General features: G+C 39.5%; 12 protein-coding genes and 1 pseudogene. 10 read left to right on the top strand and 3 right to left on the bottom strand.

The features are described 5' to 3' along the window. The first annotated feature begins 64 nt into the window (after positions 1 to 64). The 7 genes and pseudogenes from hypF to hypE all read left to right on the top strand — a co-directional run bounded on the left by hypF (position 65) and on the right by hypE (position 8,084). The gene (hypF, locus tag OQH61_RS06480; protein ID WP_266026554.1) at positions 65 to 2,482 is read left to right on the top strand and encodes a carbamoyltransferase HypF; all 2,418 of its coding nucleotides are present in this window, start codon (positions 65 to 67) and stop codon (positions 2,480 to 2,482) included. Continuing rightward, positions 2,463 to 3,191, top strand: a complete 729-nt coding sequence (hypB, locus tag OQH61_RS06475) for a hydrogenase nickel incorporation protein HypB (RefSeq protein WP_266026553.1) — start codon at positions 2,463 to 2,465, stop codon at positions 3,189 to 3,191. Before hypF ends, hypB begins: the two co-directional genes overlap by 20 nt. A 10-nt stretch (positions 3,192 to 3,201) precedes the next feature. After that, positions 3,202 to 3,462 carry a HypC/HybG/HupF family hydrogenase formation chaperone gene (locus tag OQH61_RS06470; RefSeq protein ID WP_266026552.1) on the top strand — a complete coding sequence of 87 codons (261 nt, stop codon included), beginning with the start codon at positions 3,202 to 3,204 and terminating at the stop codon, positions 3,460 to 3,462. Next, positions 3,459 to 3,974: pseudogene (locus tag OQH61_RS09555) on the top strand (glycosyltransferase family 25 protein); the annotation flags it as partial. The gene OQH61_RS06470 and the pseudogene OQH61_RS09555, both read left to right, overlap by 4 nt. 255 nt (positions 3,975 to 4,229) lie before the next feature. Further along, positions 4,230 to 5,369: a hydrogenase formation protein HypD gene (hypD, locus tag OQH61_RS09550; protein ID WP_416232495.1), complete on the top strand. Its 1,140-nt coding sequence runs from the start codon at positions 4,230 to 4,232 to the stop codon at positions 5,367 to 5,369. 3 nt (positions 5,370 to 5,372) lie between these two features. Further along, positions 5,373 to 7,049 (top strand): AAA domain-containing protein, encoded by a 1,677-nt coding sequence (locus OQH61_RS06455; RefSeq protein WP_266026551.1) that lies wholly within the window; start codon positions 5,373 to 5,375, stop codon positions 7,047 to 7,049. Positions 7,050 to 7,070: 21 nt separating this feature from the next. After that, on the top strand, positions 7,071 to 8,084 hold the full coding sequence (gene hypE, locus OQH61_RS06450; protein WP_266026550.1) for a hydrogenase expression/formation protein HypE: 1,014 nt from the start codon (positions 7,071 to 7,073) through the stop codon (positions 8,082 to 8,084). 16 nt (positions 8,085 to 8,100) lie between these two features. On the opposite strand, the gene OQH61_RS06445 is transcribed toward hypE, so the two are convergent. From OQH61_RS06445 to secA, 3 genes are all read right to left on the bottom strand, one after another. Next, positions 8,101 to 8,352: an RNA recognition motif domain-containing protein gene (locus OQH61_RS06445; RefSeq protein WP_266026549.1), complete on the bottom strand. Its 252-nt coding sequence runs from the start codon at positions 8,350 to 8,352 to the stop codon at positions 8,101 to 8,103. A 100-nt stretch (positions 8,353 to 8,452) separates the two neighbouring features. Beyond that, positions 8,453 to 9,706: an ABC transporter permease gene (locus OQH61_RS06440; RefSeq protein WP_266026548.1), complete on the bottom strand. Its 1,254-nt coding sequence runs from the start codon at positions 9,704 to 9,706 to the stop codon at positions 8,453 to 8,455. Beyond that, a complete protein-coding gene (gene secA, locus OQH61_RS06435) occupies positions 9,707 to 12,262 on the bottom strand; it encodes a preprotein translocase subunit SecA (protein WP_266026547.1) in 2,556 nt (851 codons plus the stop codon). Positions 12,263 to 12,379: 117 nt separating this feature from the next. Between secA and lolA the strand changes: the two genes are divergently transcribed. Genes lolA through OQH61_RS06420 form a run of 3 tightly spaced genes read left to right on the top strand, consistent with a single transcriptional unit; the run spans position 12,380 to position 16,054 of the window. Then, positions 12,380 to 12,916 (top strand): LolA-like outer membrane lipoprotein chaperone, encoded by a 537-nt coding sequence (lolA, locus tag OQH61_RS06430; RefSeq protein WP_266026546.1) that lies wholly within the window; start codon positions 12,380 to 12,382, stop codon positions 12,914 to 12,916. A gap of 40 nt (positions 12,917 to 12,956) precedes the next feature. Continuing rightward, positions 12,957 to 14,450: an anthranilate synthase component I family protein gene (locus tag OQH61_RS06425; RefSeq protein ID WP_266026545.1), complete on the top strand. Its 1,494-nt coding sequence runs from the start codon at positions 12,957 to 12,959 to the stop codon at positions 14,448 to 14,450. Beyond that, positions 14,450 to 16,054 carry a bifunctional anthranilate synthase component II/anthranilate phosphoribosyltransferase gene (locus OQH61_RS06420; protein WP_266026544.1) on the top strand — a complete coding sequence of 535 codons (1,605 nt, stop codon included), beginning with the start codon at positions 14,450 to 14,452 and terminating at the stop codon, positions 16,052 to 16,054. Before OQH61_RS06425 ends, OQH61_RS06420 begins: the two co-directional genes overlap by 1 nt. The last annotated feature ends 7 nt before the right edge of the window (positions 16,055 to 16,061 follow it).

The following is a 16,061-nucleotide window of genomic DNA, read 5'->3' as shown; positions in this document are numbered from 1 at the left end:
TATGCGTTATGAGTGCTTTGTTATCCTTAATAAACAATGATATACTTTAAAAATGAGAGAAACGATGAAAATTTATCATATTGAACTTTTTGGCATTATACAAGGAGTGGGGTTTCGTCCATTTGTGTATCATCTCGCTCATAAAATGGGTTTAAGAGGCTATGTGCAAAATCGCTATACCAGCCTTTTCATCTGCGTTGAAGTGCCCTCACGCACAATACTTGATGAATTTATCAATCATATTCTTGCCTCTCCTCCCCCAAATGCGCGCCTCACCCAGCATTCTATCACGCTTATAAGCACTCCACATATTTTAGGCGATTGCTTTGAAATTAGAGAATCTCAAAATGATTGCTCACTTTTGCCAACACTTTTGCCGCTTGATACGCGCATATGTGAGCAGTGTTTAGCAGATATGAAAGACAGAGGGCGATTTTTTAATTATGCTTTTACTACCTGCACAGAATGTGGAGCACGATATTCTATTATCCATACTCTGCCTTATGATAGAATCCACACTTCTATGCGCGATTTTGCTTTGTGTGAGCAGTGTCAAGGCGAGTATGATAATCCTTTGAGTAGGCGATTCCACGCTCAACCTAATTCGTGTCATCAATGTGCTATACAAATGCGTGTGATTGATGAATATGGCACGATACATTCTTTTAGGCAATCTCAAGATGACATAAAGCTTTTAGAGCTTGTAGCACAAAAAATCAAAGCAGGTAAGATTGTTGCCATAAAAGGTGTGGGAGGATTTAACTTAGTGGTAAGCGCAACTAATGCCCAAGCAATCAAAACATTAAGGGAACGAAAAAATCGCTCACACAAGCCTTTTGCGGTGATGTTTAAGAATCTCCAAGATATAAGCTCTATTGCTTCTATAAATGAGCAAGAAACAAGGGCATTATTATCCCCTCAAGCACCCATAGTGCTTTTAGAGCGAGATTATCAAAGAGCAGGCATTATCAATGAGGAATGTCTTGAGCTTATTGCGCCACAGATTCAGAGTGTGGGGGCGATTTTACCCTATAATGGCATTATGCACCTACTTTTTACATTCCTTGACACACCTCTTATTTTTACAAGCGCTAATGTGAGCGGTGAGCCAATTATCGCTGATTTAGATGCACTCCAGCAAAAGCTCGGTGGGGAAAATGCAGTGTATGATGTTATACTAGATTATAATCGCAGCATTTCTAATCCCATTGATGATAGCATAGTGCGTTGTATGGCGGGAAAAATACGCCCTTTGCGTTTAGCAAGAGGCTATGCACCTGCATTTTTAGACTTTAAATTGCCCATACACGATTCTATGCAAGAATCTACACAAAAAGATGCTCAAAGCATTATTATGGGCGTGGGTGCGCAACAAAAAGCCACTCTTAGCTTTATACATAAAGGAGCAAATACCCATTATCAAGCTGTGATAAGCCCATATATTGGGGATTTACATAATGTAGATTCGCTTTTGCGTTATAAAGCACATTATGATTTTTTTACTCATCTCTACGCACAGCCCATACGAGCACTAGGTTGTGATTTGCACCCAAACTATGCTTCTACGCATTTTGCCGCAGAGATTGAGAATGTGCAAAAATATCCTCTCTCTCACCATAAAGCTCATTTTTATGCACTTTTGGCAGAATCTAGTGGTTTGGAGGAAAATGGGATTGGCATTATATGGGACGGCACAGGGCTAGGTGAAGATGGGCATATTTGGGGTGGAGAATGTTTTATGTATGAAGCGTATTCACAAAATAATTTTTGCACAATGCGCAGAATCTGCCATTTTGAGGAATTTACACTTTTGGGTGGTGAGAGTGCGATAAAAGAGATTGGTAAATGCGCCTTAAGTCTCCTCTGGCACTATGATGTGGCAAATGTGCAAGAAAAAGTGCATTTTGCTCCCACAGAATTAACACTTTTGCAAAGTGGTTTTAAAAGCGGGATTTATCCGCTTACAAGTTCGGTGGGCAGAATTTTTGATGCGGTGGCTTATTTGCTTGGGCTTTTAGAGGTGCAGAGTTATGAGGGGCAAAGTGGGGCAATGATAGAATCTTGTGCATTGCGCGATTATGTAAAATATGAAAGCGAAGTAGAGCCTTATGAATTTCATATAAATCAGGATATTATTAGCCTTAGGGGCATTATTCAAGGCGTGATTGATGAAAAAAACACACACGGCGTTGATAGGGCAGCTCATCGCTTTTTGCACACACTTGCCCACATTGCACTCTGCCTTGTGCAAAAATATCAGCAACAAAAAAAAGAGCCTTTAAAAGTATATTTGAGCGGTGGTGTGTTTCAAAATAAGTTTCTTTGTGATAGAATCCACACTTTATTTACAAACAACCATATTTCGTTTTTTATGCACGAAAAGATTCCGTGTAATGACGCGAGTATCAGCTTTGGACAAGCCCTCTTTTGTGCATTAATGCAAGAAAAACAAGGAGACAATAATGAATCTAAGCCGCAATGAGCGATTAGAAAATAATCCAAACCTCAATAAAAAATCCATTCAAATAGTCAGCAAGATTCTTTCACAAAATGACCTCAAAGCACAGGAGTTGCGCGAAAAATATAAACAATTAGGAGTGTATGTTATCAATCTTATGAGTTCGCCCGGCAGCGGTAAAACGACACTTTTAGAATCTTTGAGTCGCTTTAAGGACTTTAGATTCTGTGTACTTGAGGGAGATTTACAAACAAATCGTGATGCGCAAAGATTGCAAGAAAAGGGCGTGAGTGCGTATCAGATTACCACAGGAGAGGCGTGTCATTTAGAAGCGGCAATGATAGAATCTGCTCTTTATGAGCTCCAAAAGCAATGTGATGTTTCCACAATGGATTATTTGTTTATTGAAAATGTAGGCAATCTCGTGTGTCCTGCAAGTTATGATGTCGGGGCACATCTTAATATCGTGCTGCTCTCAAGCCCAGAGGGCGATGATAAGATTCTTAAATACCCCACAATGTTTATGTGTGCGGACGCGGTGATTGTGAGCAAAGCAGATATGATGGAGTATTTTAGCTTTCATTTAGAGCGAGTAAAAGATGATTTAGCCCAGCTTAAAGCAGATGTGCCACTTTTTTTGACAAGCGCTCAAGAGATTGAGAGTATCGCAAAAGTGCGGGATTTTATAGTGCAAAAACGCGCACAAAATTATCAATCACAACATCAATTCTAAGGAGTTAAAAATGTGTCTAGCTATCCCCTCTAAAGTTACAGAGTTAAAAGATAATAATATGGCAGTCGTAGATACGCTAGGTGTAAGTCGTGAGGCAAGTTTGGATTTGCTTGGAGAATCTGTGAGCGTAGGTGATTGGGTGTTGTTACATATTGGTTATGTGATGAGTAAGATTGATGAGCAGAGTGCGAGAGAGAGCTTAAGGCTCTATGAACAAATGCTCCAAGCTATGCAAGAAGAAGAAAATGAGCGCATAGAGGCAAATAGATGAAAATTTTTATTGTGAATCTTAAGCGTGCAAGTGAGCGTAAAGCTCTTATGCAAAAGCAGTTTGAAAAAATGAGTGAGCAGCAAAAAGAGCAGTTTGAGATTATATTTTTTGACGCTATTGACGCACAAAATGGAGAGCACCTTGCCTTTAGCCAATATTCTAAAAGGGCAAGTATTGGTTTTCGTGGAAAAGAGATGAGTGATGGAGAGAGGGCGTGTTTTGCAAGTCATTATAGCTTGTGGCAAAAATGTGTGCAGCTCAATGAACCCATAGTAATTTTAGAAGATGATATGGTGATTTTAGAGCATTTTTGGGAGCAGCTTACGCATATAAGTCAGAGTGAATATGTATATGTGCGATTAATGTTTTTAGAGGAGCAAGTCAAAACTTTTGTATTGCCTGAAGGTTTTTATGTAACTTTTGAGACAATAACGGGAACACAGGGGTATTATCTTACACCTATGGGTGCGCAAGCGTTTTTGCATTCTGCTCAAACTTGGTATCGCCCAGTAGATGACTATATGGGTATGTTTTATATTCATCATATTCCTTCTGTTTGTATAAAACCTGTGTTAGAAGAAATGGAGATAGAGACTACAATCGCAGGACGATGGGCTAAGCCACCATTGCCTTTAAAAATTATAAGGGAATGCACAAGATTATATTTTCAATTCAAGCGATTGATGTTTTTGAGTTTTAATAAAAAAAGTCTGCTTATGCCAAAAGAGGCTTTAGAATCTATTACGGGGGGGGGGGGGTATAACTATATGCTTAAACGCCAAAAATCTCATATAGAATCATTTAATCTTATTGAAAATTTCCGCGATAAAGATGTGATTCTCGCTTATGCCAAGTGCATTGGGAATCTCGCACATTCGCTTCGTGAGCCACTTTACATTATGGAAGTATGTGGGGGGCATACGCATACGATTATGCGCTATGGATTGCATCATTTACTCCCTAAAAACATTGAGTTTATACACGGACCGGGCTGCCCTGTGTGCGTAATGCCTAAAAATCGCATTAATCAAGCCTATGAAATTGCCATGCAGCAAGATGTGATTTTACTCACTCTTGGGGATATGATAAAGATTCCCGGCAGCAATGGCTCTCTAGCAGATGCAAGGGCTAAGGGAGCTGATGTACGTTTTTTGTATTCACCTTTTGAAGTGCTAGAAATTGCAAAGGCTAATCCACATAAGCGCGTAGTGTTTTTTGCTATTGGTTTTGAGACAACTACGCCTATGAGTGCTGCTTTGATAGAAAGAGTGCTAGAATCAAAGCTTACTAATGTGTTCTTTCATATTAATCACGTGCTTGTGCCTCCACCTGTAAAGGCGATTTTGGATTCTAAGGAATGTCGTGTCAATGCGTTGATTGCTCCCTCTCATGTAAGCGTGATAAGTGGGGCAAAGATTTATACAGATATTTTGCACTCCTTTAATCTGCCTATTGTAGTAAGCGGATTTGAGCCTGTGGATATGATGGAAAGCATTTATCGTCTTGTAAAGCAAAAAGTAGAAAATAGAGTTGAACTTGAGATTCAATATAAACGCGTAGTTACAATGGAGGGTAATCTCAAGGCTCAAGCAATGATGGAGAAGTATTTTCAAACAAGGCAAAGTTTTGAATGGAGAGGGCTTGGGTGCATAGCGCATTCTGCATTAGAACTTAAAGAGGAATATGCGTTTTTAGACGCTGAAAAGATTTTTGATAGCATCTTATGTAAAGAATCAACCCCGGATAATAAGGCGTGTCGTTGTGGGGATATTTTGCGAGGTGTGGCAAAACCACTTGATTGTAAGGTATTTGGCAAAGCTTGCACACCAAGCAATCCGCTTGGAAGCTGTATGGTTAGCAGTGAGGGGGCGTGTGCAGCGTATTATAAATATGGTGGCGTGATGTAGCCAATGAATACATCTTTGCAAGAAATCCTTATAGAATCTGCACAGCGGTATTATGAGTATTTGGATAATAATGATTTGGGTTTAAGTGAAATTGCTATTGCGCGTTATGAATTGGGCAATGATGAATTAACACTCTGGCTTAAAGGCAATGTAGTAGATATGGATTTAAAGCTTGGTGGTGCTTTGCTTTTGCGTGTAGGAGAGGAGTTTTATAGCATTGCCGAAGGAGAGGAGATAGAATCTCGTTTTTATGATGATAAACAAAAGGTGCTCCATCTCGCTTTATCGCCTCATATTGTGGTAGTTTTTACAAAGGCACAAAAGGAAAACATTACATTTTCACTTTTGAGTGATTTGAAGTTTTTAGTCAAAAATGTAGAGGATTTTTTTAGTAAATACGGACACAAGGTTGCCCTGCCAAAATCTATTGCATTCAACGAAGTGCCACATATTACGCGTTTAAGCAATGAGCAAAATCAAGCTTTGTCTATGGTGCTCACAAGTCCTCTAAGCTATGTGTGGGGACCGCCGGGCACAGGCAAAACTCAAGCGGTGCTTTTTGAGGCACTTTTGTATTATATCAAACAAGGCAAAAGAGTAGCCGTTGTCGCCACTACAAATAATGCGCTAGAGCAGGTTTTGCGCACACTTATTCAACAATTTGATACACTAGGATTGGAGCGTAAGAATATTTTGCGATTGGGCACACCTACATTGCGTTATATGAATGAGTTTTCGCAAACTTGCGATCCGAGTATATTGCAGCAAAAAAATGCAACAACTTTGTTTAATTTCCAAGATACGCTCAAAACTCGCCTTAAAAATGCTTTTGTGGTGGGAGTAACGCTTGATGGATTCATTAAACGATATGAAAGTTTGGAGCTTAAATTTCATCATATTTTTTTAGATGAATGCGCCTATGCACCGCTGATTAAAACCTGTGCATTGTGTATTGATGGCACACCTCTTTCTTTTTTTGGCGACCATAAACAACTCTCTCCTGTGTGTGAAATGCCTCCTCGTGAGCTGAACAAGGCAGAAAATGAGAATGCGTATTTATGGAATCTCTCTGCACTTTTTATAGAATCTCTAGGCACACCTATAAAGGAGACTATCAAAGCATATCAGCAAACCTGCGATATACCAACATTTACTTTTATGCGTATGAGTAAGCTAAGCAGAACACATCGTTATGGCGACAATCTTGCGCATATTCTTGATGAATATATTTATCATATAGGCTTAAAGGGTAATGATGAGCAAATGGAGATTCTCGTGCTTGATAGTGGGAGTAAAAGTGAGCAGGATAAGCATTTGAGCGAGAATGAAGCGCGCGCGTGTGAGCAGCTCTGTGCGAAGCTAAAGGGTGCAGATTATGCAGTGATTACACCTTTTGTTAAGCAAAGGCAGCGGCTTACGCGTCAAATGTCAAGAGAGAGAATCTTCACTATCCATAGCGCGCAAGGGCAGGAATTTGATAATGTCATTTTCTCTCCTGTGAGTTTGCATTATCATCTCACAGATTCGCGTCAAACTCACGCGCTTTATGCGCTCAATGTGGCGATTTCACGCACGAAAAAACGACTTTTTATTGTGTGTGATTATGCTTTTTGGAGTAGGCAGAGGGGGCAGCTGATTTGCTCACTTTTACAAAGTGCTCAAAAAATCAACAATTTTTAGAATCTAAAAAAAGGAGTAACAATGAAAGAGCAATATATTACTCTCTCACAGGGTAGTGGAGGGATAGAATCTAACACACTCATTGAAGAGGTTATGTATAAGATTTTAGGCGAGATTATTGTAGATGGTGGCGAAGACGCTGGAGTGTGTGAGAGCAAAGGAAAAATAGCCCTAAGCACAGATAGCTATGTAGTAAGCCCGATATTTTTCCCCGGAGGCGATATTGGCAAACTTTGTGTGTGTGGCTCAAGTAATGATGTAGCAATGCGTGGCGCAAAACCGCGCTATCTCTCGCTTGGGCTGATTTTAGAAGAGGGTATGAAAAGGGCAGAGTTGGAGCAAATCTTGTATTCTATCAAGGCAGAGGCTCAAAAGACGAGTTTAAAGATTCTCTCTGGAGATACAAAGGTTGTGCCAAAAGGTGCAGCGGATAGAATCTACATTAATACAACAGCCATAGGAGAGTTGTATGCAAATTGGCGTGTGAGTAATTTGCAAGAGGGCGATGAGATTATTGTCAGTGCGCCTATTGGGACGCACGGAGCTGTGATATTTTGCGCAAGAAATGAGATTGCATTGCAAAGTGATTTACAAAGTGATTGCGCACAATTGTATCCAATGATAGAATCTGTGCGAGATTGCCATATACACATACACACAATGCGTGATGCGACAAGGGGAGGATTAGCTGCAGTGCTCAATGAATGGAGTAGGGCAGCAAGTGTGGAAATAATGCTTGCAGAGGAGAGTATTCCTGTATTACCACAAGTTCAGGGTGTATGTGAGATTTTAGGGCTTGAGGCACTAAGCTTGGCAAATGAGGGAGTATGCGTAATGGCTGTGCCACCTAAAGAGAGTAAAAAGATATTAGCATTGCTCAAATCCCACCCGCTTGGCGCGAATGCTTGCATCATTGGGCATATATCGCGTAAAGTGCAAGATATAAATCAAGCACACGTTATTTTGTGTAATGCGTGGGGCGGAAAACGATATGTGGAATATCCACAAGGCGAATTGCTCCCTAGAATCTGCTAGACTTTAGAATACTCACTTAGAATGATTCGCGCGGTCGCGCTTCATTTACACGCAAATTGCGCCCACGAAAATCTTTTTCATTAAGCGCGTCAATGGCTTTAGATGCAGCTTCATCAGCGATTTCTACAAAACCAAACCCCTTTGGTTTGCCACTCTCTCTATCATTAATAAGCTTAACAGAAAAAACTTCACCGAATTGAGAGAAAAGCTCCTTAAGCTCATCGTGTGTAACTGCATAAACTAAATTGCCTACATAAAGTGTTTTCAAAGGAACTCCTAAAAAAAGTAATCAACCCCCCTGATTCCAAGGACATTTGCGTATGCTATATTTTATTTACTTACAAGTTTCTTAAAAAGATGTGATTGTATCATTCGTTGCGTAAAACTTGCAAGGTATCTACTAAAGAAGCTTTTTTCGCAGGATAATAAGAGGAGAGGCACACGATACAAATTGCCCCTAAAATCGCAAGAGAGAAGTCAATCAAGGATAAATCTAGCGGTAGTTTAGAGCTGCCATATACATCTGCGGGAAGTGAGATAATAGGAAAAGTATCAAGCACATACATTGCCACACCCGTGAGAATAATCCCAAGTGCAATGCCACTTAAGCCAATAGTGTTACCTACCCAAAAAAATATGCTCTTAATCTCATTTTTACTTGCTCCAAGCGAGAGAAGTAGTGCAATTTCTTTGCGGCGATTCATTACAACCATAAGCAAAGAACTAATAATATTCAGAGCAGCCATTACGATAATAAGCATAAGCACAATAAAAAGTGCGCGTTTTTCAAGCTCTAGGGCAGAGAAAAAATTGCCATTTTGTTGCCACCAGCCCTCAACTCCAGCACGAGAAGGAAATTGTGTGTTAAGAAAATCAGCAATGCTATGAATATCTTGCATAGGATTTGGCGTGTATATGTGAATCCCATCATATATGCCCTCGTCTAAATGTCGGATTTTTTGCAATGCGCTTAAATTCGTATAAACATAAGCTTCATCATATGCTCTCAAGCCAGATTCAAAAAATCCTGCAACATTAAAACGTTTATTAATGGGCGTATAACTAAATCCAGATGGTTCAAGCTGGGTGAAAAATAAATCAAGTTTATCACCAGATTCTAATCCAAAATTCTCCTCCATACTTTTTCCTACAAGGATGGAAAATTCTTTTTGCATAAAAGATTCAATATTTTTTTCAAATGCTGCATTGGAGTTATTTTGAGATGTAAAAGCTTTTTTGACAACGGCATTGAGTTGAGATTCTGCTTGCATATCTACACCAAAAACCATAGCTGCACTCATTGTATTGCCTATCTTACCCACAGCTTGATAACGCAAATAAGGACTAAAAAGAAATTGAGGAAAATGCGTTTTGAGTGCCTGAAGTATGTTATCATCTACCCCCTCATAAGTAGTAGAATATATGCTAAGAGGATAATTCATTATAGAGAGTTTGCGTTCAAATTCTTTTGTCATACCATTCATAATCGCCATTGCCACACACAGCACCATAACGCCAATGCCTACGCCAAAAAATGCTAATAAGGCTGTGATAGAAATAAAAGGCTGTGTTTTATCAAAGCGCAAATAACGAGGCAAGAGATAAAAAATAAGCGTTTTCATTTATGCAAGCAATCCACTTTTAGGTCCGCTTTTGCCGTGGCATACTTTGTATTTTTTGCCACTACCACAAGGACAAGGGTCATTGCGTGCAATTTTACTTTTTTTCACAGGTGTGGAATCCAAATTAGTATTTAAATCTTGCAAGTTTTCCTCAAGCTCTTCTTGCATATTTTGAATCATCTTTTCTGCTACTTCTTCTTCTTTGTCTCTTAATTGGATAATTTGAAGCATTTTGGTTGTTTCAAATTTAAGATTCTCTACAAATTCCAAGAAAAGATTATAGCTTTCTTTTTTGTATTCAACGAGCGGGTCTTTCTGATTGTATCCGCGAAGCCCTATGCCTGTTTTGAGATTATCCATTGTATAAAGATGCTCTCGCCACGAGCTATCAAGCACTTGCAAGTAAATAATGCGTTCAATTTGAGCGCGTTGTGATGCTTCAAGTTTTGACATTTTTTCCTCATAGGCTGTATTCATTTGTGTAATGAGTTTTTCAAGTAATTCATCATACTCAAGATTCTCACAATTTCCAATATCAAGCCCCAACTCTTCATTGATTTGTGCCTTGAGTGAATCAATATTAAAATTACTGCTTTCATCGCCGGGCAAGATTTGCGCTTTATAAAGCATAGATTGTGCAGTGAGCTCACGATTAGTGCTAATTCGTTCCTGCAAAGAACAATGCTCATCAAGCAACTCGTTGCGTAGTTTATACACAGCTTTGCGTTGCTCATTGGCAACATCATCATATTCAAGCAAATGCTTACGCGATTCAAAATGGAGATTTTCTACCTTTTTTTGCGCACTCTCAACTGAACGCGTAACAAGCCCAGATTCTATGTGTTCGCCCTCTTTGAGCCCAAGACGCTCCATAATGCCTTTAATCTTATCGCTCCCAAAGATTCTAAGCAAAGAATCTTCAAGGCTCAAATAGAATTGACTAATGCCCGGGTCGCCTTGTCGCCCAGCTCTTCCGCGTAGCTGATTATCAATGCGGCGACTTTCGTGTCGCTCTGTGCCAATAATATATAATCCGCCAAGTTCGCGTATTTCATCATTGATTTTAATATCCACACCGCGTCCTGCCATATTTGTAGCGATTGTTACTGCGCCTTTTACCCCAGCGTCTTTGATGATTTCAGCTTCTTTTGTGTGTTGTTTAGCATTTAAGACGGTGTGGGGGATTCTATGTTTTTTAAGAAGTTCGTGGAGAATCTCACTTTTTTCAATGCTTGCAGTTCCTACAAGGACAGGTTGCCCTTTTTTGTAGAGTTCTTGAATCTTATCAATGACGGCATTAAACTTCTCTCTCTCACTTTTATAAATAAGGTCATTGAGGTCTTTGCGTTGCACAGGGACATTTGTAGGGATACTCACCACTTCAAGATTATAAATTTGCAAAAATTCACTTGCTTCTGTTTGTGCTGTGCCCGTCATACCAGAGAGTTTTTCATACAGACGAAAATAGTTTTGAAAAGTAATATCTGCAAGTGTTTGGCTTTCCTCTTTAATATCTACTTTTTCTTTTGCTTCAATCGCTTGATGTAAGCCCTCACTAAAGCGTCTGCCTTCGCTTAAACGCCCAGTAAATTCATCAACAATGACTACTTCATTATTTTGCACGACATAATCTTTGTCTTTGATAAAGAGATAATTTGCCTTGAGCGCTTGGTCAAGATGATGAGAGAGAGCGGCATTTTCAATACTATAAAGATTATCCACTTTGAATAGACTTTCAGCTTTTTTGATACCCTCTTCATTGAGGAGAATGACGCGGTTTTTTTCATCAATGTTAAAATCTTCCTCATTTTTGAGTTTTTGAGCCACGCTGTTAGCAAGTTGATAGTGTTCAAGTGTGCGATTCACAGGTCCAGAGATAATAAGAGGTGTGCGTGCTTCATCAATAAGGATAGAATCTACCTCATCAATAATCGCAAAGTAGTGCTCTCTTTGCACTTTTTGAGAGAGGTCGTATTTCATATTGTCGCGCAGATAATCAAAGCCAAATTCATTGTTTGTGCCATAGACAATATCACACGCATAGGCTTTTAGACGCTCGTTATCATCACGCACTTCGCTTGTGATAATGCCTACTTGAAAGCCCAAAAAATTATAAAGGGGCTCTAATTCTTTTGCATCTCTATTGGCAAGATAATCATTAACGGTTACAACATGCACACCTCTTCCACAGAGCGCATTAAGACATACTGCAAGAGTTGCTACAAGCGTTTTACCCTCACCTGTTTTCATTTCTGCAATACGTCCATCATTAAGTGCCATACCGCCGATGAGTTGCACATCAAAATGTCGCATACCCAGCACTCTTTTACTTGCTTCGCGCGTGATTGCAAAGCTTTTATGCAAGATTGATTGAAGTGAAGTTTCACCATTTTGGATAAGCTTTTTTAATTCATTGAAAGCCTCTTGTAGTTGCGCATCACTTAGGGCACTATAAGTGGATTCTAAAGCATTAATGGCTTGAACTTCTTTAAGATAATGTTTAATGAGTTTATTGTTGCGTGAGCCAAGAATTTTTGAAATAAGAAATTGCAACATAGATAAGCCTTTTTAGCAAAATTGGGTTTATATGGAATAAACCTTAGAAAATTGGGCGTAATTTTAGCATACTTTCGGTAAAATCTTGCTCTTAATTTTAGCTCTAAGGACAAGATAATGAAAGTTTTGAGACGTTATATTTTTGTATTGATTAGCCTGTGTATGACACTTTTTGCGTGGGGTGAGAATTTACACAGCATAGAGGCGGATTTTGAACAATTCGCTGTGAGCGAAGATGGTGTACCTACTCGTTATGAGGGGCATATCATAGGTAAAATGCCAAGCAAAGTTAAATGGGATTATAAAGCACCTTTACAAAAAGAAATTTATATGAATGGCAATGAAGTCATTATATATGAGCCGCGTTTAGAGCAAGTAAGCCATTCGCGTTTAAAGGATAAAACAGATTTTCTCTCTATCCTTAAATCTGCAAAACAGCACAATGATAACACATATCGGACGAAAGTTGATGGCATAGAGTATGTGCTTTTTGTAGATAAACAAAAGCCAGAACGCATTGAGTTTGTGGATTCTATGGGTGTGAAAACAACGCTCAAACTTAAAAATGTTAAACTTAATGGAGCTATCAATGATAAAAAATTTGTTTTTGTAGCACCTCAAGGTGTAGAGATAGTTGAGTTACATTCGCGCTAATCTAAGATGTGAGAGTGTGATGAGAATATAAGGAAAAATGATGTTTGATTTTAGCAATTCGCGTGTAGCCTCAATCGCCCATAAAGAAATATTATGCGATAATCTTACCCCTTTGGCAGTGCTTAACTCGTTGAATGCAAAGGTGCTTTTAGAATCTGCATATAACGAAACAGGTAAAGATAGATTTTCCATTGTGATTTTAAACGAAGCGTTTAGAATCTATAAAGAATGCGGCACACATTTTCTTTATACACGAGGGCAAAAAGTGCCTTTATATGAGGCTTTAGCAGATTATATGCCATCAGATTCTATGTTTTGCGCAGATAAAGCGGGATTTTTAGAATCTCTGGCTCTTGTGCGCACTCTTGCACCAAATCCCAATAATAACATTCCCGCGCATTTGCCTTTACCTCTTGGTGGAGCAGGATATATCGGCTATGAATTTTTTGCAGAGGTTGAGGAGGTAATATTTAAGAATCCCCCCCTTTATAATGCGCCTGAATGTGCGTTTATCTTTGGGCGAGATTTTTTAATTTTTGATCATCTTTTTGATAGAGTGCATATTGTAAGCGTTGGATATGCCCACGAGAAGCAAGAGCATTCAACCACGCAGCAAGTAGAGCATATTGCTCAAAGCCTTGCTTCTTTAGTGCCACAAAATGGATTAGATTCTATGCAAAAATCAGATTTTGAGTGTGTGAATGCCACTTCAGCTCAAGAGTATGAATCTATGGTGGAGACAATCAAAAAGGCAATTTATGCGGGGGATTTGCTCCAATGTGTGCCAAGTCAATATATGCAGATTCGCTCCTCAATCCCACCACTTCAGGCATACAGGAATTTGCGTCATCAAAATCCTAGTCCATATATGTTTTATTATAATTTTGATGATTTTGTGGTGCTTGGGGCTAGTCCGGAGATTATGCTAAGGCTTAAAACTAAGCAGGGACAATCATTTTTTACACTTCGTCCTATTGCAGGCACTCGCCCTAGAGGTGAAAATGTAGCACAAGATTTGGAGCTTGAAGCCGAGCTTTTAAAAGATGAAAAAGAAAATGCCGAACATTTAATGCTTGTTGATTTGGCGCGTAATGACGCGGGTAAAGTAAGTGTAGGTGGGGGCGTAAAGGTAGTAGCGCGTAATAAAATTGAGCGATATTCGCGCGTTATGCACATTGTTTCCGAAGTGCAAGGCGAGTTGGATTCCAAGCATTTTAGCAAAGCTGACGCGTTTAAAGCTGTATTTCCTGCGGGTACATTAAGTGGTGCGCCAAAGATTGCTGCAATTCAAACCATAGAATCTTTAGAATCTCACGCAAGAGGTATATATGGTGGGGCAATAGGCTATTTTACTTATGATGAAGATATGGATTTTGCTATTGCTATTCGCACAGCAGTGTATCAAAATGGTATGTATTATATGCGCTCTGGTGCAGGAGTTGTGCAAGATTCAATTCCTAGTGCGGAGTATATAGAGACGCAAAATAAAGTCCGCTCACAGCTTGATATGCTTGGCATACAAAAGGATAAATGATGATTTTGCTCATTGATAATTATGATTCTTTTACTTATAACATTTATCAGGCATTTTATCGCTTTGGTTTTCCTATAAAGGTCGTGCGCAGTGATAAGATAAGCATTGAGGAGATAAGAGAGATCAATCCTCAATATATCATCATCGGTCCGGGTCCAAAAACACCCAAAGAAGCGGGGATTTCAATCCAAATTGTGCAGGAACTGCAAGGCGTATATCCTATTTTGGGTATTTGTTTGGGACATCAAGCGATTATGGCAGCTTTTGGTATGGAGATTGTCAATGCAAAAAACATTGCACACGGCAAGGTTGAGCCACTTCATCATAATCAAAAAGGGCTTTTTCGTCATATTACCCCGCTTACGCCTATTGTGCGCTACCATTCTTTGGTAGGCAAGGCAAATGAACTACCTGAATGCTTTGAAGTGAGTGCGTGGAGTGAAGATGGCGAAATTATGGCGATTGAGCATAAGATTCATCATCTTATCGGAGTGCAATTCCACCCCGAATCCATTGGCACAATAGAGGGCGAGAAAATGCTTTTAAACTTTTTGCATTATACGCGCGAGATTATTCCTATTAAGCAATATCTTAAAAGCACTATGCAGGGAGAGAATCTGAGCTTTAAACAAGCCTATGATGTGATGGACGAAATTACCGAGGGCAATATGAGCGATGCGCAAATTGGTAGCATTCTCACAAGCCTTGAGATTAAAGGCGTGAATGCAGAGGAGTTGGCAGGGTTTGCGAGTGTGCTAAAGAAAAAGGCTATTGCTTTTCCTGTGCCCTTAAGTGATGAGGTGCGGCTTGATATGGTGGGTACAGGTGGTAGTCCAAATAAGACTTTTAATGTCTCCACTACAAGCGCACTACTTCTTGGAGCTGCAGGAGTAAAAGTGATTAAACACGGCAACAGGGCGATTACTTCAAAGTCTGGCTCGGCAGATTTGCTAAGCGCACTTGGCGTGAATATCAATATGGACATTCACACTTGCGTGAATGTGTATAAAAATATTGGTATTACATTTTTATTTGCTCAAAAGTTTCACGCAGCTATGCGCTTTGCTGCACCTGCAAGGTCTTCGCTTGGTTTTAAGAGCGCCTTTAATCTTATCGGTCCTTTGGCAAATCCTGCAAATGTTACACATCAATTTATTGGTGTGTTTGATAAGGCTTATACGGAGATTATGGCGCGCGCGCTTGATATTTTGGGTATAAAAAGGGCAATGGTTGTGAGTGGATTTGATTATTATGATGAGATTTCGCTCTGTGCGCCTACACAAATTACCGAGCTTGATAATGGCGCGATTAAAAGCTATGTGTTTAATCCAAGTGAGATTGGGCTTAGTTTTGTTCCACATACAGAGCTTTGCGGGGGAGATGTGCAGGAAAATAAGCGCATTAGCCTTGATATTTTTTCTGCTTCACCTCAAGCGCTCCTCTCTCCCAAAACACAGCTTGTTGCACTTAATACTGGTGCAGCATTATACCTTGTGGGTAAAGCAGAAAGTATCAAAGAGGGATATTTTTTAGCAAGGGAGATTATAGAATCCAAACGCGTTTTTGCTGTGCTAGAGGAGTTTGTGAGATTATCAAATCAATAGGAGAATA

It is taken from the genome of Helicobacter sp. MIT 21-1697 (genome assembly GCF_026241255.1).
Lineage (GTDB): Bacteria > Campylobacterota > Campylobacteria > Campylobacterales > Helicobacteraceae > Helicobacter_C.
Note: the sequence above shows the minus strand (reverse complement) of the source record. Positions and strands in the feature narration are given on the sequence as shown.